A 20,834-nucleotide genomic window follows, 5' to 3' on the forward strand; every position below is an offset into this window, starting at 1 on the left:
CTGCTCGTCGATTGCCCCTGCTAAAGAGCGAAGCAACAGAAAACAGCAAATTGAAAACAGTAAACTTAAGATGGAATACGTTTGAGAGAAATGTTTTCGATTGGACGGATAACGAGCGGCACTTTCTCAACTTTCACCGAACTACTGTCGAGGCCGAACCAGCGGTCTTCGGGTGTAGTAAAGGCTTTAATCGAGAAGTAAGCGTTCATGATGATGCGCTCGAAGGTCGATAGGTCGTTTTCGTACGACAGGAATTTTTCGAGCACGACAAACCGGAAGTCGCCGATCACGTTTTGCCGGTTCAGTGATTCGTAACGGCTCGTGATATCCACTTCTTTATGCCGTACCATGTCTTCGATCACCTTCCGCAGAAACAGGTTAATGCGCTGCTCGACCCGGAAACCGAGTTTGAACGTGATTTTATAGGCATCGTCGGGCGCAATGGTGTTCACCTTGTATTCCATTGTGTACGGATCATCGGTGGTGTCGACGTGTACAAACCAGTAGATGTCAGCGCGTTTAGGCCGTTTCTGAAAGATCGAATAAATCACTTTCGACTCGATCTCCGACTGCCGGGCGGCGTTGCTCATAAATACCAGATGTGTGGCGTATTTCGGAATACTGATATCGCGGCTAAGCTCTTTCAGCGACTGCAGGTAATGGTCGATACGGACATATTCGGTCAACCGCAGCTTGATCTGGAACGCCTGTAACCAGATGTACATCACGCCCGCAATGGTAGCGCCGATCATCAGGGATACGTACCCACCATGCGGGAACTTGATGAGGTTAGCCACCAGGAACGAACCCTCGATGGCCAGATAAACCGTCAGGAACAACACCACTCCCCAGGCCTGGTATTTCTTACTGTAGAGGTAGTAGGCCATCAGCATGGTGGTCATCAGCATGGTCAGCGTAATGGCCAGCCCATAGGCCGCTTCCATGTTGCTCGACTCACGGAAGTAGAGCACGATGCCCACGCAGCCCATCCAGAGCAGCAAGTTAATGCTGGGTACGTAGAGTTGACCTTTCTGAGCCGACGGGTAGCGCAGCCGCACTTTAGGCCAGAAGTTGAGCCGAATGGCCTCACTAATGAGCGTAAACGAGCCACTGATCAGCGCCTGCGAGGCAATGACAGTAGCTGCCGTGGCAATGATAATACCGATCGTCAGGAAACCGGCGGGCATGAGCTGATAGAACGGAATCCGGTCGTTGAGGTTTTCGCCGGCGTGGTGAAGCAGCCAGACGCCCTGCCCGAAATAGTTGAGCAGCAGGCAGGTTTTAACAAATACCCAGCTTACCCGGATGTTTTTCCGGCCGCAGTGGCCCATATCTGAGTACAGTGCCTCAGCTCCGGTAGTACAGAGGAACACGGATCCCAGAAGCCAGAAACCACCCGGATATTCGACCAGTAACTCGTATGCATAGTAGGGGTTGAGAGCCGCAAAAATGGTTGGGTCATGGGCAATGCTCATAATACCCAGAACGCCTAACATCCCGAACCAGACCAGCATAACCGGGCCGAAAGCCGTTCCTACTACGCTGGTGCCGAACGCCTGAATCAGAAACAGAACTGTCAGAATGCCAACCACGATAGTAACAATCTCCGTTTCAGTAATCACCGGGTACAATTGCCGGATTCCTTCTACTGCTGAAGTGACCGAGATCGGTGGTGTAATGATACCATCGGCCAGCAGAGCTGATCCGCCAATGATCGCAGGCAGGGTGAGCCAGCGGGCATGACGACGAACCAGGGCATACAACGCAAAAATTCCGCCTTCACCCCGGTTATCGGCCCGAAGAATCAGAATGACGTACTTGACGGTGGTCTGGAGGGTTAATGTCCAGAAGATGCAGGAGAGAGCTCCCCGGACAACATCGGCATTGATGACACTGGTTGGGCCAACGATAGCGCGGAGCGTGTAGAGCGGCGACGTACCTATGTCGCCGTAAATGATACCGAAAGCCACCAATAAACCGGCAGCGGTAACGGTATCTAAGTGTTTTTTATCTTCCATAGAAGCAGGTAGTCACCGGCAGTAGCTGCCAGCGGCTGAAGCGCGCGCAAAGATAACAGGCCAATACACAGAATGTTCTCTCTGGCCCGTTGAAACATGCACCAGGCTAAATTGCAGGGCGACAAGTCACGGAAACGCCTATTTTTACGGCGATATTAGCCCCAACCACCTTGAGTTCTGCCCTGCCAGTCGCGCCATTGCGTATTAATATTGTCATTCCGCTTTTCAATGACTGGGAGGCGTTGCTGTTGCTGCTTCAAAAAATTCGTCAAACCGTTGCGCCCGCACTATACGAGCGTTTTGCGTTTTTGATCGTTGACGATTGCTCGGCTACCGACCTGCCCCAGCAGCCCGACCAGGTGGGGCAGTCGTTGTCTATTCTGCGTTTATATCGCAACGTTGGTCACCAGAAAGCCATTGCGCTGGGTCTGGCTTACCTCGCCGATCAACCTGAACAGTACCCTACTGTAGTGATGGATGGTGACGGCGACGACCTGCCCACCGATATTGCCCGACTGCTGGAAACGTCGGCGCAGCAACCTGGTAAAATCGTGTTTGCCCACCGGTCGAAACGCCATGAAGGGCTGTTGTTCAGACTCTTTTACGAGATTTACAAAAATATATTCCGGCTGTTGACGGGCAAGGTGATCACGTTTGGCAACTTCAGCCTGATTCCGCCGCAACTGCTGAAAAAGCTGGCGCATGTTTCTGAAATCTGGAATAACTACCCCGGCGGTGTTATCCGGTCGCGGCTGCCCTACACGGCCATTCCCATCGAGCGGGGTAGTCGGCTGGCGGGACAATCGAAAATGAATTTTGTGTCGCTGGTGCTGCATGGACTGAGTGCCGTATCGGTGTTGATGGATACGACCGCCGTACGCATCGCTTTGTTCTGTGTGTTGACGGCCGGGGCTTCGTTTGTTGGTATAGCGGTAGTGTCTTACCTGCGGTTCTTTACCCAATTGGTAGTACCGAGCTGGGCCAGCTACCTGGTCTTTTCGTTTTTTATCGTCATTCTTCAGGCATTCCTTATTTCGCTGCTGCTGATTTTTATCGTGTTAAGCTACCGCACACAACAGCATTTTTTGCCCGCCAAGCAATACCAGGATTTCATCGAACGGGTAGATGCAATCTATACTGTCGATACCCCTGCGACGGTTCACTGACCGGTTCACTGCCCACCGCCCATGCTCTTCAATTCGCTTCAGTTCCTCTTATTCTTCACAGCCGTAACGCTAACCTACTACAGCCTGCCGAAAGGAAACGGGCGGTGGTCGTTGCTGCTGATTGCGTCCTGCTATTTCTACGCGGTCTTTCAGCCAACCTACATTTTTATCCTGTTCCTGACCATCGTGATCGATTATATCGCAGGAATCTGGCTGGAAAAAACACCGGTAGGGCTCAGACGTAAATGGCTGTTGATCATCTCGTTGATCTCGAACGTCGGCATTCTGGCGTTCTTCAAGTACCTCGGTTTTTTCACGGAAAATATTGCCTGGCTGTTCGATCACCTGCATATGCCGGCGGCGGCGCAGAGGGTAACGTACCTGGCCAATCGCGTGTTTGTGAAAGTGGTTGAGGTGTTTGGGCAAAGTGGTATTTCGTCGTATAAAGACAGTCTGGCGATTCTGCCTGTCGGTTTGTCATTTCATACGTTTCAGGCCATGAGTTACACGATCGAAGTGTATCGTGGCAACCAGAAGGCCGAGCGGCATTTTGGTATTTATGCCCTCTACGTGATGTTCTACCCGCAACTGGTGGCTGGCCCAATTGAGCGGCCACAGAACGTGTTGCACCAGTTTCACGAGCATTTTGCCTATAATTTCGAGAATATAAAAGCAGGGCTGATGCGCATGGCCTTCGGCTTCTTTAAGAAATGCGTGATTGCCGACCGGTTGGCTATAATGGTCGACCCGGCCTTTGCTGACCCGGCTAACCACAATGGTTTGAGCCTGCTAACGGCGGCTTTCTTTTATACCTTTCTGATTTACTGTGACTTCTCGGGCTATTCCGATATTGCTATTGGCACGGCGAGGGTAATGGGTTTTAACCTGATGGAGAACTTCAAGGCGCCGTATATGGCCAACTCCATCACCGAATTCTGGCGCCGATGGCACCTTTCCCTCTCTACCTGGTTTCGCGATTACCTCTATATTCCGTTGGGTGGTAACCGGAAAGGCGAATTCCGGCGAAACCTGAATCAGATGATTGTCTTTCTGGCCTCCGGCCTCTGGCACGGCCCCAACTGGACATATATAATTTGGGGTGGTTTGCATGGTATGTACCAGGTTGCGGCCGGCCAGCGTGATAAGTACTTGGGTAAAGGGAAACATAGTCCATCGGGTAGTGTAACAGTACAACGGGCTGGCTTCGCTGGCGGTCGACTCTGGCATGTTGGCAATGTGCTGATCACGTTTACGCTAGTCATGCTGACCTGGATTTTCTTCCGCGCCACCAGCGTTAGGTCGGCCTTTCTGATTCTGAAAAAGATAGGTACGTTATCCATTTTTGAGCCCATTCAGACCCCAATGAACACCACCGAAATGTGGTTCAGCCTGATACTGATCTGTCTGCTGCTGGTCAAAGAGGCAACGTACCTGACCATTCCCACGCGCAGCACGCCGCGCTTCTTCCTGCTTCTGGGGCTCATTACTTTCCTGACGTACCTGTTCGGGGTCTTCACCTCAAACCAGTTTATCTACTTCCAGTTTTAGCACTATGTAACACGGATTGTGCAAGTTCAATGGGATACCGGAAATAGTTGCCACATTGGTAGAAAATGATGAGGTGAAGTAGACAGTTTAGGTCCCGTCAGGGACACAGCATCGGTCCTGAAGCAAGCTAAAACCGATGTCGTGTCCCTGACGGGACGTTTTTTACTGGCCGATGCCTTATCTACTGATATTGTGTCCCTGATGGGACGACCAAATACCATGAGAGCAGTAAACTTTGAACGTTTAAGACAGCTTCGCAGATAAATTAAGTTATCAATTTATTCTGTGGACTATATATATCGAACAATGGCAATCTTTTTTGTTCGTAAAGCGGGATAAAACACCTGTATGTAATCAAAATACAGTGCAAAGGCCACAGGATACGATTAATAGAATACTATTTTTCATATAAAAAGTAGAAATAGCAGGAGAGAGCAGGTGGGCTACGCTATTGCCGTCGATTTAATTTGGGATTAAAACCAGTATTAATTGCAGACTCGCCAGATCGATTTAGCCGTCTAAAACGGCTACCCATCAGGTCTGACAGAGTATCAGAATATCATCTGATAAGCAAGGTTTCCCAACAGTTCGACAGTAGACTATGATGCACAAACCTATACGTTACTTTTTTCTGGTAATTCTGGGGGTAGCCGCTATAAGCAGTTGTTCAAAAAAGCAATTCGACGATGTCTATGCCCGGCCTGAGGGGTTGGCACCACCCATCTACCAGCAACTGCAAAGCAAAGGCAAGTTTACCAACTTGCTGGCCCTCATCGACAAAAGCGGCTACCAGAAAACGCTGAGCAGCGCAGGATACTGGACGCTGTTTGCGCCGAACGACGATGCATTCAAGTCGTATTACCAGAAGAATAATCTGAGCATCAGCCAGATCGACTCGGCCAAGGCGCGGGAGATCGTGCAATACATGCTGGTCTATAACGCATTTGCCAAAGACCGGCTCGACGATTACCAGGCAGGAACAGGCTGGGTGCCGTCGAAAGCATTCCGCCGCAGAACTGCTCAATACACCGGATTCTACACCGATGAAACGCCGACCGGCTCGGCGGTTAAGGCCGTTGCGGCCAACCGGAATGGCAATGCCTACGTCAGCGCCGACAATAATAACAAGCACATCACCTACTTCACCGACGATTACTTCGGGCAGCGCGGCTTGTCGGCCTACGACTACAATTACTTCTTCCCGGATGCGACCTATTCGGGCTTCAACGTATTGAACGCCAAGGTACTGGAGAAAGATATTTTCTCGGAGAACGGCATGATCCATGAAGTCGATAACGTATTCACCGCTCAGCCGTCGCTCGATCAGTACCTGCGTACCAAGCCGGAATACAGCGAATTCAGGAAGCTGTACGAGAAGTATATGGTGAGCTTCGTGCCGAATGCCGATGCTACCACACGCTACCAGATTCTGACCGGTAAGAGCGATCAGGTGTTTGTGAAGACGTATTCGAATCTGCTTTCGTTTGCCCCCAACAACGAGAACTACTTCAAGTTCAGCGACAATGATGCCCAACAGGATTGCTGGAGCCTATTCGTGCCCACCAATGATGTGCTGCAACCCTATATCAAGAACGTCATTCTAGAAAATTACGCCTCGCTTGATGTACTCCCGCCGCAGATCATCGCCGATTTGCTGAACGCCCATATGTGGTCGTCGGCGGTGTGGCCCAGCAAGTTCAAAGAGACGTTCAATTCGTTTTCAGAAGAAGCCCGGTTCGACCCGGCGGCCAACGTGGTCGACAAGAAGGTGTTAAGCAACGGCATGTTCTACGGCACCAACAAAGTGCAGGCGGCCAACGTATTCTCGACCGTTTTTGCCCGCGCTTACCTCGATCCGAAATATTCGATCATGACCCGGTTGCTCAACGCCGATCTGCGGCCGGTGTTGCTCAACCCCAGACTCAAGTACACGGTGTTCATGCTGAGCGACGACGCACTTCGGGCAGCAGGCTATGATTACGACGGATCGAAAAACGAATGGTACTACACTGCACCAGGAACTACCACCCGGACGGTAGGTGAAGCTAACCGGAACCGATTGCTGCGTATCGTGGCCACCAGCGTGATACCTACGCCCGCCGATGAACTGAATAATCTCGCCGGTTCGGGCATCATTGATGCCTTCAACGGGGAGTTTATCAAGTACGATAAAAACCAGGTTTATTCGTCGGGAACGGTGGCTAAACCGCTGAAAATCGTTGGGTCTAAAGAGTCGGTCAACGGTAAGGTCTACTACACCGATGGCATTCTGAACTTCACGGAGCAGAACATCGGAAAAGACATTGAAGCGCTGGGAACGGCCACAACCTCGCCTTTCAACCTCTTCTGGCAGTTTCTGAAAAGTTCGGCGGCGTATAACGCAACCACTGGCGAGATCGTGGGCACGAGCGCAGGTACGTTCTACACGGTGCTGGTACCCGATAACGCCGCTATCCAGGCAGCGGTAAACGCCGGATTGCTGCCGGGTACGGGAACAGGAGCCGTGAAGACGCCCACCTTTGCGCCAACACTGCCCGCCGACATAGACAAGGTGACCAACTTCATCTACTACCACATTTTCAACAAGAAAACGGTGGTGCCTAACGGCAAAGAATCGGGCAATGCCGAAACGCTGCTGAAAAATAACCTGGGCGATGCCGTGTTCGTCACCGTGCTGAACACACCGGGTGCGATGCAACTGATCGATAATACCGGTCGGAAAGCAAACGTGAACGTACCCAGGAGCAATAACCTCTCGAACCGGACGGTTATTCACCTGATCGACAATTACTTAAAGGCGCAGTAAGTCGCTACCCTCCGGGAGCGAATCACATACTCTTGCACAGTCTACTTCTTTAAATCGGATGAAAGCAGTTCTACACGTAGTATTTATAGTGGGTTTGTTGCTCAGTAGCCTGTACGCTGCCGCGCAAACCCCGGCAGCAACGGGCTTCTCGGTGCGCGGTAAAGTCCGCGACGCGAAAGACAGCACCGGGCTGGTTGGTGTAACGGTGGCCGAACTGGACAGAGACAACCGGATCATCAAAGGCGTTACCACCGATATCGACGGGAACTTCGTGATCCGGATGACGAAGGAAAACAACTTCCTGTCGTTCTCCAGCATTGGCTACAAAACCGTTCGGGTGGCCGCTCAGGGTAGGAAAGTGGTTAGCACCTTCCTGGAATCGTCGGCCAATGAGATGAACGAAGTTGTTGTTCGGGCCGCCCAGACGGACAACGGGTTGCTCTCGGTATCGGAACGCAACTCAACGCTGGCTGTAGCGAAGATCGATGCCAAGGCGCTGGAAGAAATGCAGGGCACGTCGATCGACCAGATGTTGCAGGGCCGACTTTCGGGGGTCGATATTGCTGCCAACTCGGGTGACCCAGGTGCCGGTATGCAAATCCGGATTCGGGGTACGTCGTCGATCAACTCGTCGGTCGATCCGCTGATCGTGGTAGACGGGATGCCCTATGAAACGCAGATTCCGTCGGATTTCAACTTCGGTGCCGCCGACGAACTGGGTTACGCGCAGCTGCTGAACATTCCACCATCGGATATCAAGACGATCAGCATCCTGAAAGATGCAGCCGCAACGGCGCTGTGGGGGTCGCGGGCAGCCAGTGGGGTTGTAGTCATTACTACCAAGCGGGGGAATGTAGGGAAGCCGGTGATCACCTACACATTCAAAGGGTCGGTTTCGCAGCAGCCCAACGCCATTCCGATGCTGTCGGGCGACCAGTATTCATCGCTGATTCCCGAAGAATACATGAACCGGAGCGGTTTGCCGCTGAACACCCAGCAGGTCAAGGAATTTCAATACGACCCCAACGACCCGTACTGGTTCAATAACTACAGCAACAACACAAACTGGATCGATCGGATTACGCAGATCGGTAATTCGCTCGACCACAACCTGGCCATCAGCGGTGGGGGCGAAAAAGCCCGTTACTACGCCTCGCTGGGCTATTTCTCGCAGAAAGGAACAACGATCGGCACGGGTCTCGACCGGATCAACACCCGGATTAATCTCGATTACAACGTGTCGAACCGGATTCGTTTTCGCACCGATCTGGCCTTTACCCATTCGAGTAATGACCGGAATTACGTGAACTCATCTGCCACGCAGGATCTGCTGCGGAGTATCGCCTACACCAAGATGCCGAATATGAGCGTGAACGAGTACAACGAGTTCGGTGTGCTGACCCCCAACTATTTCTCGCCGCTCAACAACATTCAGGGGCAGTATCCGGCTACCTACAACCCGGTTGCCATGGCCAACAGCGCCAAGAACACGATCACCACCGACCGGATCATTCCCCACTTCCAGTTGCAGTATGATCTGAAACCAAACGTCTGGATGCTGGCCGTTGATGTTCAATTCGACATCAACAATACCAAGAGCCAGTCGTTTCTGCCGCAGATCGCCACTGGTCAGCGGTACACGAGCACATCGGTAAACCAGGCGTATGATGGCGATGCCGACGTGTTTGGCGTTATCACCAAATCGTCGCTGATATACACGCCGCAGTTTACCAATGCCGATCACCAGTTTTCGAGCTTATGGGTGTTGAATACGGCTGATAATAAGAGTATTACGCAGCAGGCCTCTATTCCGAACACACCATCCGATTTACTTCAGGATGTATCGAACGCGGGTCGCCAAACGGCATCGACTATTGCGTCGTCGGTATTTGAAACCCGTACGGTTGGCCTTCTCTGGAACGTTCATTACGGATATAAAGGCAAGTATAACGTCGACGTTGGTGTGCGCGGCGATGGCAACTCACGTTTTGGCCCGGCTTACCGGTATGGCGTGTTCCCGTCGATTTCCGGCAAATGGACCATCTCAGATGAGCCGTGGATGAAGGGATTTACCAGGTACCTCGATTTTCTGGGTCTGCGGGCGAGTTACGGGCAAACGGGTAATGCACCCCGCTACGACTACACCTTCTTCGGTACCTACACCACATTGCCGTGGTCGTATCTGGGCTCGCCTGCCATTGTGCCGTCGAGCATGGAATTACAGAATCTGCGATGGGAAACGCTGATTGGTCAGAACTTCGGGCTTAACCTGATTATGTTCAAACGCCGGATTACGCTCGACGCCGAACTGTATAAGAACCGGACGAATAACCTGTTTTTCCGTGGTCTCCAGATTCCGTCGTATACCGGTTTCAACAACGTCGATATGAACGTGGGTACGTTGGATAACCAGGGCTGGGAATTGAATCTGGGCCTGACGCCGTACAAGACGAAGAACATCACGATCGACCTGAACATGAATATTGCCCGGAACATCAACGTCATCCGGGAAATCTCGGATCTGTATCCGCGCGAATCGGGGAACATTACGGCTAACGGGCAGTACAAGTCATACATCCAGGAGAATAACCCGTTTGGCTCGTTCTACGGCTTCCGCTACAAGGGCGTGTATAAAGATGAGGCCGCCACGGTGGCCCGTGGCCGGAACGGGGAGCCGATCATAACCCCCGATGGACAGGGTGTGAAAATGCGGTTCAACTACCCCGCTACCGATTACATTTTCCAGCCGGGCGATGCCATCTATGAAGACATCAACCACGATGGCAACATCAACTACCAGGATATCGTGTACCTCGGAAACAGCAATCCGGCCTTTTCGGGTGGTTTTGGCGGCAGCATCGGCTGGCGCGACCGGCTGAAACTGACGGCCTTCTTCAACTTCCGGTCAGATTATGACATAGTGAACGGCACCCGTATGTCGACGACGGCGATGTACTCGTATGATAATCAGAGCACGGAAGTACTGTCGAGGTGGCGGAAACCGGGCGACGTGACCAACGTACCCAGAGCCTTATACGGCGCTGGCTACAACTGGCTTGGCTCAAGTAGGTACGTGGAAGATGCCTCGTTTCTGCGCTTCAGAACGGTAACGCTGCGCTACACCTTCGCTAAACAGGTGCTCGATAAGCTACGGCTGAAAGCGCTGAGCGGCTACCTCACCGTCGAAAACCTGTACACCTGGAGCAATTATAAAGGGCAAAACCCCGAGGTGAGTCTGCGTGGTAACGACCCCTTCCGCATCGCGGTCGACTATTCGATGACACCACCGGCCAAAACAGTTACCCTGGGGCTTACCGCTTCGTTTTAGGGGGATTGGGCAATCGGTTGACTGGTTGATTGGATAAGTGGTTGGTTAGTTGATTAGTTAATTGGCTGATTAGTAGAAATTTATGCTTTTGAGGGCTTCGTGCTTTCAATCAACTAACGAACCAGTCAACTAATCAACCAATCCCCCAGTCATCCCCCCCCCATCTTATAAAGAACTGAACGACTTTGAGTAATGGTAAAGAAATTAATCTATAGCGTATCAGCCCTGCTGCTGTTGATGTTGCCCACGTCGTGCAATACGTACCTGGACCTTCGGCCGCAGGATGGTATTACGAAAGACGAGTTCTGGCGTACCAAAGAGCAGGTACAGGCCGCCCTCATGGGCTGCTATGCCGGTATGCTCAATGGTATTCCCGAAACGCTCTTCATGTGGGGCGAACTCCGGGCCGATATGCTCGCCTCCACGTTTGTGACCCTGCCCGAACAAACAGACATCATCAACGTGAACCTGCTGCCCAGCAATAGCATCACCAACTGGCGCAGTATTTATCAGGTCATCAACTACTGCAACACGGTGATCGAGTTTGCGCCAACGGTTACGGAAAGCGACAAGACGTTCACTCAGGAATCGCTGAACAGTACGCTGGCCGAAGCGAAGACCCTGCGGGCGTTGCTGTATTTCTACCTGGCCCGCACGTTCGGCGATGTACCGCTGAAACTGAACGCGACCGTTTCGGACAACCAGATAACGCCCATCCCGAAAAGTACGCAGGCCGAGGTATTGGCCCAGATCGTGAAAGATCTGGCCGAGGCAGAACCCGCCGCCCCGCTGGCTTATGGCGATGTAGCGTCGAATAAAGGCCGGATTACCCGGTACACAGTGAATGCCCTACAGGCCGATGTGGCCCTGTGGATGGAGAAATACGATGTGGCCCTGATCGCCTGTAATAAGATCACCAGCAGCGCCAAGTTTGGTCTGATTCAGGGAAATGCGTTTCATAATCAGGTGTTTGTGCAGGGTAATTCAAACGAAGGGATTTTTGAGTTGCAGTACGATCGCCAGCGGATCAATAACTTCTACGGCATGTTTGTAGCCCCGCGCCGGTTTATTGCCAGCTCCTACGTGATCGACGAAGTGTACACCCAGGATTTCTTCGACGATACCAAAAAAGACCTGCGCGGTGACGAATCGGCGCTGCGGGCATCAGATGGTACGATCTGGAAATACGTGAGCCTGAACGGTACCACGCTGCGGGTTATCAACGAATCATACGCTCACTGGATCGTCTATCGCTACGCCGATGTGCTGCTGATGAAGGCCGAGGCGCTGGCTATGCTTAAGCGCGGTCCCGAAGCGCTGACCATCGTGAAAGCCATCCGTGACCGTGCGCAGGCGCTTGACGGCACTCTGAAAACGCCCGACCCCGCCGATACCGAAGCGTTAGCCGACTACATTCTGGAAGAACGTGCCCGCGAACTGGCCTTTGAAGGCAAACGCTGGTACGATGTACTGCGCCACGCCAAACGGAACAGCTATAAACGCCTGGATATCCTGCTCGATATGGTGGCCCGGAGTGTTCCGCCCGACCGGCAACAATCGGCCATTGCCAAATACAAAGACTACAACAGCCATTACCTGCCTATTTACCAGTACGAGTTGCAGACGAATAAGCTGCTGATTCAGAATCCATTCTACAAGTAAGTCAACTGGTTTTTTGAACAGCACCGAACGCTTCCGATCAAGAAAGTCATGAAAAAGTTTAGTAATTCCATTCTGCTCACACTCGTCATCCTGCTGCCGCTGGTGTACCTGATCGGGTGCCGCGAGCAGGACTTCGTGCAGACCACGACAAGCGACGTGAACATGTTCAGTTACCTGAAAACCCGGCCCGATAGTTTCTCCGAATTTACGGCAATCCTTGACAAGGCGGGTTACGAAGGGTTTCTGGATGCTTACGGGGCCTATACCATGTTTGTGCCCACCAACACAGGCGTGAAGACGTACCTGACGTCGATCAATAAAACGGCGGCTACCCTCACGAAGGAAGAGGCGCAGAATATTGCCAAGATCCACATCATCCGGGATACGCTGACGACCAAGTCGTTTAAAGACGGAAAGCTGCCGCTGGTGACCATGTATGGCCAATACCTGCTGGGTGGCGTGTCGTTTGCCAATGGCACATCGAGCTATAGCCTGAACCGGCAGGCGCTGGTGCTGGAAACGAATATCACGACTAGCAACGGCATCTTGCACGTGATCGATAACGTGCTGAAACCTGCCACGTTGACACTGGCGGCCACGATTGAAAAAAATGCCGCCTATTCGATCTTCACCGAAGCCCTGAAACAAACCGGTTACTACGACTCATTGAACGTGGTTGACCCCGACCCCGACAAACGCTGGACTACCGTACTGGCCGAATCGAATACGGCCCTCGGCAAAGCGGGTTTCACCACCTTCGATGCCCTGAAAAAACGGTATTCAAACACCGGTAATCCGCGCAACAAGGCCGATAGCCTGAACCTCTACGTGGCCTATCACCTGATGCCCGGTGCCAAATACCTGGCCGACATTATCACGGCCCAGTCGCACACAACCAAAGTACCGCTGGAAGTAGTCACCTCGAAACTGGATGGACAGACTGTGCTGATCAACGATGATGATTTCAACGGTATTCACGAACAAGGCGTTGAACTGGAACGACCAACGAGCGATAATGCGGCCACCAACGGCGTGATTCATAATTCACTGGGCCATTTCGTGTCGAAAGTGCGCAAGCCAACGCCGGTTTATTGGGACGTAGCCGACTTCCCGGAGATTCGTAAGCTGCCCGCCTATTTTGGGAAGAAGAGCTACGATTTCATCTACGGTTCGGTCAAAGACATCAACTGGGAGCGGTCGAACTTTAACCTGTCTTACATCTACACCACGGCGTCGAACTTCTCGGTCTATAAGAACGACTACCTCATGATTCCGCTGGGTGGACCAAACCGGAGCGTGTGGGTCGACCTGAAAACGCCGATGCTGGTGAAAGGCCGCTACAAAGTGTGGGTCTGCTACCGGTTCCAGAAACAAAGCGGTGGCTCGATCAACATCTGTCAGGGCAGCGTCGACGGCGAGGTATTACCGCGCCCGATGGCCTTTACCGATACCGCGCCGGCTGGATCGGAAGGGGAACTGGAAGCCCTGGGCTGGAAACTCTATAGTGACCCCGGTACGGATCGGAACCTGCCCGGCCGTCTGCTCGGCATCATCGAAATCAAAACGACAGACCGGCACACGTTCCGCCTCACCAATATCTCGGGCACGCAAAACAACAACAATCTCGACATGGTGCATTTCATACCGATCGATATGCCCCAGACAAGACCACGTTTCAACCGGAATGGCCAGCTTGTTCCCTAACCTATCCGGCGTCATTCATCTTTTCTTTCTGTAATGAAAAAACAGTATTCACTCCTGCTGATTGGCCTGTTGGGCGTCTGTATCGCGGCCTGCAAGCAATGGGACGACCGGGTAATGCTCACTGACAGTGCGCTGACCAGAACGTTGTTCGGCGAAATCAGTGCCCAGCCCGAACTGAGTAAATTCAGCGATCTGCTGGTAAAAAGTGGGTATGACAAACTGATCAGTTCATCGAAGAACTACACGGTTTGGGCACCTACCAACAAAGCACTCGAATCGGTTGATCTGGCTTCGCTAAACGATACTACGGCGCTGAGGCTGTTTGTTGGCAATCACGTGGCGCTGCAAACGTACCCAGCGCCAGCCGGCACGCAGGAGGTCCGGATTCAGACGCTGAACGGCAAGTACATTCCATTTGCGAATGGCCGTTTCGGCGAGTCAGCGATCACTGCTTCGAACAAATACGTAGCCAACGGAGTGCTGCATATACTCGATAAAGCGTTAGCCGTTCAGCCTAACCTGCTGGGGTTCATTAACTCGTCGAAAGACACGTACGTACAAAACAAGGTGTTGGGGTCGCTGTCGTATCTGGTGCTGAATCCGGACAAAGCCATTGTCGACAGTATCAGCTCGACCACGGGTCGGCCGGTGTACCGGCCGGGTACGGGGATTGAGCAGAAAAACAAGTTTACCGATCTGGTGTATAACCTGGCCGACGAGTCGAAGCAGTTCACGTACATTCTGCTGACGAATGATGCCTTTGCGGCGGAGGTGACCAAGCTGTCGCCCTACTTTAAAACGAGCACGGCTGACAGTACCTACAACCTGGCGAGCTACCAGGTATTGAAAGATATGGCAGTTGAAGGCCTGTACACCGTGGATAAGCTCCCCGCCGTGCTGAAATCGAAGTTCGGCGTTGATGTGCCGCTCGACAAAACAGCCCTGGTGCGTACCGTTCCTGTAAGCAACGGCGTGGCTTACGTATTCAGCAAATCGAACGTGGCGGTGCAAAGTCGTCTGCAACCTATTGTGGTTCAGGGTGAAAACTATTCGTCGCAGCTACAGAATGTGGCGTCGACGGCCATAGCCATCCGGGAAAAACTCAATCCGGTTACGAGCCAGACCTTCCGCGATTTATCGATCATTGCCCATGGTGTATCCGGTTTCTGGGTACGTTACCGGGTACCTGAGGTGCCCAATATGAAGTACAAAGTGTACTGGGTAGCCCTTAACGACCAGACCCGGAACTACCGGACCAACACCCTGCCAATCGTGGTTAGTCAGCGACTGGCGATGGGTAGCCTCACATCGACAACATTCGCCAACATAGCCGTGCCCAATGATACCTACACCGAAGTGCTGCTGGGCGAATACACGACCACCTCATTCGGCACGCTGGACATGTACCTGATCGCCAACGGAACCAACAGCATGGCCCTGGACTACATCCGGCTGGTACCTGTGCTTCCCTAAGCTAAAACCCGTTATGACCTGTTTGTTAGCCCCCATCTGCTGACATACCCTTCATTTTACCAAACCGTCGATGCAACATTTTATACAATCAATTCAGGCAGTTCACCGCGCAGGCCGACGCTTGCTTGGCGTAGGCGGGCTGATGCTGCTCTCGCTGGTGAGCCATGGGCAGGACGGTGCCGAGTACGTAACCGTCGTTGCGGCTAAAGCCCCGCCCAAACTGACCGGCCAAATCAAGGGGATAGTCATTGATGCCGCCACCAAAAAACCGCTGACGGGCGCCCGGGTATTCTACAAAAACCTGACGACCTCGATCACCGGCGACGACGGACGGTTTACGCTGGCTATTCCCGGCAATAACGTGTCGGTAGGGGTAGAAGGCCCTGGTTACCAGACGCGCGAAATTCCGGTCGATGGCCGCAAAACGCTGAACATTGCCCTGAACGAAGGTGACCGTCCGTCGCTGTTCACGCCGCTGATTCTGGCCAACCACGCCATGCCCGCCAACCGCCTGACCAACGCCGCCGCCACCGCCGATATGGCCGACATCTGGACGCGGAACAACGAAACGCCGGACTCGTATCTGCAGGGAAAAATTGCCGGCCTGAATAGCATCCGTGGCTCAGGAACGGCCAATGCACGGGCTAATCTACTGTTGCGGGGATACACGTCGCTGATGGCTACCAACCAGCCGCTGATCATTGTCGACAACACGCTTTACGACAATGGCAGCTACGGGAGTTCACTGGCCAATAACTACGCCGAGAACCCGCTGGCAAACATCGATGTGCGGGATATCAGCAACATCACCGTGCTGAAAGATGCCGCCGTTACCGCCCAATACGGCACTAAAGCCGCCAACGGCGTTATCGTGATCACCACGTCGCGGGCTAAAGACCTCGGCACCCGGATCGACCTGTCGATGAATGGCGGCATGAACCTGGCTCCGACGTCAATTCCCGTACTGAACGCTACCGATTACCGGACGTACCTGGCTAACGTCCTGAGTTCAGGCGGGGCCACCACGGAGCAGCTTCAGGCCTTACCTTATTTCAACGACGCGCAGAACTCAGGTACGTATTATCAGTACCACAACAGCACCGACTGGCAGAAGAAGCTCTTCAACAACAGCCTGTCGAACAACATGTATCTGAAGGTGACCGGGGGCGACAACATCGCCAAATACGCCCTGTCGATGAATTACCTGACCAACAATACGGCGCTGGCGCAGTCGAATGTGAGCAAGTACAGCACCCGGTTCAACGCCGACCTGAACCTGAGCAACCGGCTGAAAGGCATTGCCAACATGAGCTTTTCGTACAACGAAGCCAACATCAAAGACCTGGGTTTTGCGCCTAAAACCAACCCGATCTTCCTCTCGCTCGTCAAAGCGCCTTTCCTGAGCGATTACGAAATCTCATCGACGGGCATTGCCTCTCCTGATTATGCCGACGAAGATGTATTCCGGGTAGGTAACCCCACGGTGGTCAACAACCTGATGCAGGCCAGTAACCGGGCCTACCGGTTTGTGGGTGGCCTGGGCCTGCAATACAACGTTATGCCCGGTCTGGAACTGGGTGCCAACGTATCGGTGATTTTCGATAAAATCAAAGAGAACCGGTTTGTGCCGCGTCGGGGTATCCTGAGCGATACACTGAGTAACGCCATTGCCCAGAACCAGCTCGGTTCGCAGACAAAACGGCTGTTCAATTTCAATACGGAAGTGTACGCAGCTTACAACAAGACGATCAGCTACCGGCACGAATTTTCGGCCCGCGTTGGGGTTCGTTACCTGAACAGCAGAACCGAGCAGGATCGGATTTTGGGCTACAACTCCGCTACCGACGAACTGATCAGCGCGGGTAATGGCGTTGCCTTGCTGAACAACCTTGGCGGTGGTCTGGGCGAATACAACTGGCTGAACACGTACCTGAACCTGAACTACGCCTTTGCCGACAAATACTTCATCTCGTTCAGCGGGGCCATGGATGGTTCGTCGCGCTTTGGCAGGCAGGTATCAACCGAATCGGTCGGTATCGGCGGGCTTCGGTACGCGCTGATGCCGGCGGTATCGGCGGCCTGGCAGATCTCGTCGGAAAAATTCATGGGCAATTCGCCGTTCGATCTGCTGAAACTGCGGGCGTCGTATGGCCGGGTTGGTAACGACGATATCGGCAATTACGGCGCTCGTCAGTATTACGTGGGTCAGAACCTACTCGGTATTCAGGGTCTGATTCGGAGCAACATTGCCAACCCGGCGCTGAAATGGGAAACCGTGACCAAGGCCAATCTGGGCCTGGATATGTCGTTCCTGAATGACCGGGTGAGCCTGAGCCTGGACGTGTTCCGCAACAAAACCACCGATATGCTGATCGTGGAGACTACACCAACGGTGGCGGGTATTTCAACGATGCTACGCAACGGCGGGGCCATGACCACCAGCGGACTAGAGGCCAGCCTGAACGTGCGGATGCTGAACCGGCCCGCGATCAAGTGGGATCTGGGCGTGAACATTGGCCGGGCGGCTTCGGTCATCGACCAACTGCCCGACGGGAATCTGATCAACTCATTCGGGGCGGCAACGTACCTGACGGGCGTGGGTCAGGCGCCGAACGCATTCTATGGGTACGTTGCCCAGGGGGTCTTCTCGACCGATGCACAGGCTACCGCCGCCGGGTTACAGACTCGCCAGAAAGATGGTTCGCTGCGGCCTTTCCGGGGTGGCGACGTGCGCTTTGCTGATCTGGATAACAACAAGATCATCGACGACCGTGACCGGCAGATCATCGGCAACCCAACGCCCAATTTCTTTGGTGGCATCAGCAACCACGTCAGCTACGGCAATTTCTCGCTCGACGCGCTGATCACGTTTGTGTCGGGCAACAGCCTGTACAACTATACCCGCAATGTGCTCGAATCGGTGTCGGGCACCAACAACCAGTCGCAGGCGGTCCTGAACCGCTGGCGTGGCGACGGGCAGGTGACCGACGTACCCAGAGCGACGCTTGGTGATCCGCTAGGCAACGCCCGTTTCTCCAGCCGCTGGATCGAAGATGGGTCATACATCCGCTTGCGTACGGTGGCGGCTTCCTACAATTTCCCCATCAACCGGGCTCTGCTGAAGTACCTGACGTTCTACGCCAGTGCCAACAACCTGCTGACATTCACCAAATACCTGGGCTACGACCCGGAGTTTAGTGCCACCAACAGCCCGTTTGCTCAGGGGGTTGACAATACACTCGAGCCCATTCAGAGATCCGTTCAGATCGGTGTCAAGTTTGGCCTCTAATCCTTTTTGCCTCTTTTTATGAAATCGTCAGTCAAGAAAAAAATAGGTATTGCCGGGCTGGTTACGTGCCTCCTGGTGGGGGCGTCGGCCTGTACCAAATTGCTGGAAGTAGACACGAAAGATGCCCTGACCAGCGAGCAGGTATATCGGAACGTGTTCGACGCCGATGCGGCGGTGCTGGGGCTTTACGGGAAATTCATGAACCTGGCCCAGCAGTACGTGGTCCTGAACGAACTGCGCGCCGACCTGATGGACGTAACGGCCAACGCCGACGACCAACTCCGGCAGCTCAACAATCACGACGTGGCAGTGGGCAATGCCTACGCCGACCCGAGGCCATATTACGAAATCATCCTGAACTGCAACGACATCCTGAAGAACTTCAGGCTCATGTTGGCGCAGAACAAGATGCGGGTTGACGAATACAATCAGCGCGCGGCTGATATCACGGCGCTGCGTAGCTGGGTGTATCTGCAACTGGGCATTCACTTCGGATCGGTACCCTACGTGACGGAGACCTACGAGAACGTGACAGACATTGCCAACGTATCGTCGGTGCCCCGAATGGAGCTAACCGTGCTGATCAAGGAACTGATCAAAACGATGGAAGCTATTCCGTCGGTGTATCGCGAGCCCTACACCTCAACCACGTCGATTGTGGCGGCACCCGTCGACGGGTACCCGCTGAACAAGTTTTTCATTAACAAGCACGTGCTGCTGGGCGATCTGTACCTCTGGGATAATCAGTACCTGAAAGCCGCGCAGACCTATAAACTCGTGCTCGAAACCGCCGCCCGGACCGGTGTCGACCCGAACTCGGAAGCCTTTTACGCCACCTACAAGATTCACTACGCCGGTACAAACAACAACGATCTGGCCGTTGGCTACATCGATGGGGTCAGCAGCATCAATAAACTGGCTGATGCCAACACCCTGGGCTGGCGGTCGATGTTTGCCCGTCGGCCCACCGAAAACTGGTTTAATTACGAGTGGATCTGGTTCATGCCGTTCGACAAGAACTTCAAGCCCCAGAACCCCTTCATCGACCTGTTTTCGAACATCAACGGCCGGTATCAGGTCGCGCCCGCCCAGCAGGCCATCGATCTCTGGAACAGCCAGAAGCAGAGTAACAATTTTCCGTTCGATGCCCGTGGCCGACTGACCTACAAAACCGTTGCCGGGAGTCCGGTGATCATGAAATATCTCTACAACTACGTTGATCCGACGACGGGGCTGCCCATCGGCGCTACGTTGCAGGAGAAAAACGGGACCTGGTTTCTGTACCGGGCTGCCACGCTGCATCTGCGTTTTGCCGAAGCTGCCAACCGCGACGGTCGCCGGAAACTGGCCTATGCGCTGCTGAACTACGGTATCTCCACCACGTTCGATTCAGACCCTGTTGGCCGGGATGAGACCCTCCAGCAATCGACGTTCGACGTGGCACCTTACGACTTTTTCGCCCGAAACGGTGATGTCCCCCTATTCCGTGACCCCTGGTACCGGAACAACGGTATCCGTGGCCGCGCTGGCCTGCTGAACGTACCTGTAGTGGGTGACAGCACGGTATCCATTGAAAATTCGCTCATCGAAGAATCGGCACTGGAACTGGCCTACGAGGGCCAGCGCTGGCCCGACCTCGTTCGCGTGGCCCTGCGCCGCAACGAACCCGCTTTCCTGGCCGACAAGGTGTACCTGAAACTGAAGAAAGCCAACAACCCCAACGCCGACGCTGTCCGCACAAAGCTGATGGACAAGAACAACTGGTTCCTGCCATTTAAGTTGAAGTAATATTTTTTTGGTCTGAAGGCTTGGCGCCCTTCGACCGCAGCGGCGGACCGTT

General features: G+C 53.5%; 10 protein-coding genes. 9 read left to right on the plus strand and 1 reads right to left on the minus strand.

Going from position 1 to position 20,834, the window contains the following annotated elements:
* Nucleotides 1–65: 65 nt before the first annotated feature.
* Entirely contained in the window at nt 66–2,018 is a 1,953-nt protein-coding gene (locus J2I46_RS13140) for a KUP/HAK/KT family potassium transporter (RefSeq protein WP_207329487.1), read from the minus strand.
* Nucleotides 2,019–2,188: 170 nt separating this feature from the next.
* Here J2I46_RS13140 and J2I46_RS13145 point away from each other — a divergent pair, with 170 nt between their 5' ends.
* The 9 genes from J2I46_RS13145 to J2I46_RS13185 all read left to right on the plus strand — a co-directional run bounded on the left by J2I46_RS13145 (nt 2,189) and on the right by J2I46_RS13185 (nt 20,782).
* The gene (locus J2I46_RS13145) at nt 2,189–3,184 is read left to right on the plus strand and encodes a glycosyltransferase (protein ID WP_229379739.1); all 996 of its coding nucleotides are present in this window, start codon (nt 2,189–2,191) and stop codon (nt 3,182–3,184) included.
* Nucleotides 3,185–3,205: 21 nt separating this feature from the next.
* A complete protein-coding gene (locus J2I46_RS13150; protein ID WP_207329488.1) occupies nt 3,206–4,732 on the plus strand; it encodes an MBOAT family O-acyltransferase in 1,527 nt (508 codons plus the stop codon).
* 601 nt (nt 4,733–5,333) lie between these two features.
* Nucleotides 5,334–7,538 carry a fasciclin domain-containing protein gene (locus J2I46_RS13155; protein ID WP_207329489.1) on the plus strand — a complete coding sequence of 735 codons (2,205 nt, stop codon included), beginning with the start codon at nt 5,334–5,336 and terminating at the stop codon, nt 7,536–7,538.
* A 58-nt stretch (nt 7,539–7,596) separates the two neighbouring features.
* Nucleotides 7,597–10,866, plus strand: a complete 3,270-nt coding sequence (locus J2I46_RS13160; RefSeq protein WP_207329490.1) for a SusC/RagA family TonB-linked outer membrane protein — start codon at nt 7,597–7,599, stop codon at nt 10,864–10,866.
* Between the two features lie 192 nt (nt 10,867–11,058).
* Entirely contained in the window at nt 11,059–12,528 is a 1,470-nt protein-coding gene (locus J2I46_RS13165) for a RagB/SusD family nutrient uptake outer membrane protein (RefSeq protein WP_207329491.1), read from the plus strand.
* A 48-nt stretch (nt 12,529–12,576) separates the two neighbouring features.
* On the plus strand, nt 12,577–14,232 hold the full coding sequence (locus tag J2I46_RS13170) for a fasciclin domain-containing protein (RefSeq protein ID WP_207329492.1): 1,656 nt from the start codon (nt 12,577–12,579) through the stop codon (nt 14,230–14,232).
* A 33-nt stretch (nt 14,233–14,265) separates the two neighbouring features.
* Nucleotides 14,266–15,705: a fasciclin domain-containing protein gene (locus J2I46_RS13175; RefSeq protein ID WP_207329493.1), complete on the plus strand. Its 1,440-nt coding sequence runs from the start codon at nt 14,266–14,268 to the stop codon at nt 15,703–15,705.
* Nucleotides 15,706–15,775: 70 nt separating this feature from the next.
* The gene (locus J2I46_RS13180) at nt 15,776–18,994 is read left to right on the plus strand and encodes a SusC/RagA family TonB-linked outer membrane protein (protein ID WP_207329494.1); all 3,219 of its coding nucleotides are present in this window, start codon (nt 15,776–15,778) and stop codon (nt 18,992–18,994) included.
* Nucleotides 18,995–19,012: 18 nt separating this feature from the next.
* Entirely contained in the window at nt 19,013–20,782 is a 1,770-nt protein-coding gene (locus tag J2I46_RS13185) for a RagB/SusD family nutrient uptake outer membrane protein (RefSeq protein WP_207329495.1), read from the plus strand.
* Nucleotides 20,783–20,834: the final 52 nt, after the last annotated feature.

The organism is Fibrella forsythiae, assembly GCF_017353175.1.
GTDB lineage: Bacteria > Bacteroidota > Bacteroidia > Cytophagales > Spirosomataceae > Fibrella > Fibrella forsythiae.

Excerpts from the sequence above, each read along its gene's own strand:
- J2I46_RS13140 (WP_207329487.1), bottom strand. The coding sequence starts at position 2,018 with ATGGAAGATAAAAAACACTTAGATACCGTTACCGCTGCCGGTTTATTG.
- J2I46_RS13150 (WP_207329488.1), top strand. The coding sequence starts at position 3,206 with ATGCTCTTCAATTCGCTTCAGTTCCTCTTATTCTTCACAGCCGTAACG.
- J2I46_RS13155 (WP_207329489.1), top strand. The coding sequence starts at position 5,334 with ATGATGCACAAACCTATACGTTACTTTTTTCTGGTAATTCTGGGGGTA.
- J2I46_RS13160 (WP_207329490.1), top strand. The coding sequence starts at position 7,597 with ATGAAAGCAGTTCTACACGTAGTATTTATAGTGGGTTTGTTGCTCAGT.
- J2I46_RS13165 (WP_207329491.1), top strand. The coding sequence starts at position 11,059 with ATGGTAAAGAAATTAATCTATAGCGTATCAGCCCTGCTGCTGTTGATG.
- J2I46_RS13170 (WP_207329492.1), top strand. The coding sequence starts at position 12,577 with ATGAAAAAGTTTAGTAATTCCATTCTGCTCACACTCGTCATCCTGCTG.
- J2I46_RS13175 (WP_207329493.1), top strand. The coding sequence starts at position 14,266 with ATGAAAAAACAGTATTCACTCCTGCTGATTGGCCTGTTGGGCGTCTGT.
- J2I46_RS13180 (WP_207329494.1), top strand. The coding sequence starts at position 15,776 with ATGCAACATTTTATACAATCAATTCAGGCAGTTCACCGCGCAGGCCGA.
- J2I46_RS13185 (WP_207329495.1), top strand. The coding sequence starts at position 19,013 with ATGAAATCGTCAGTCAAGAAAAAAATAGGTATTGCCGGGCTGGTTACG.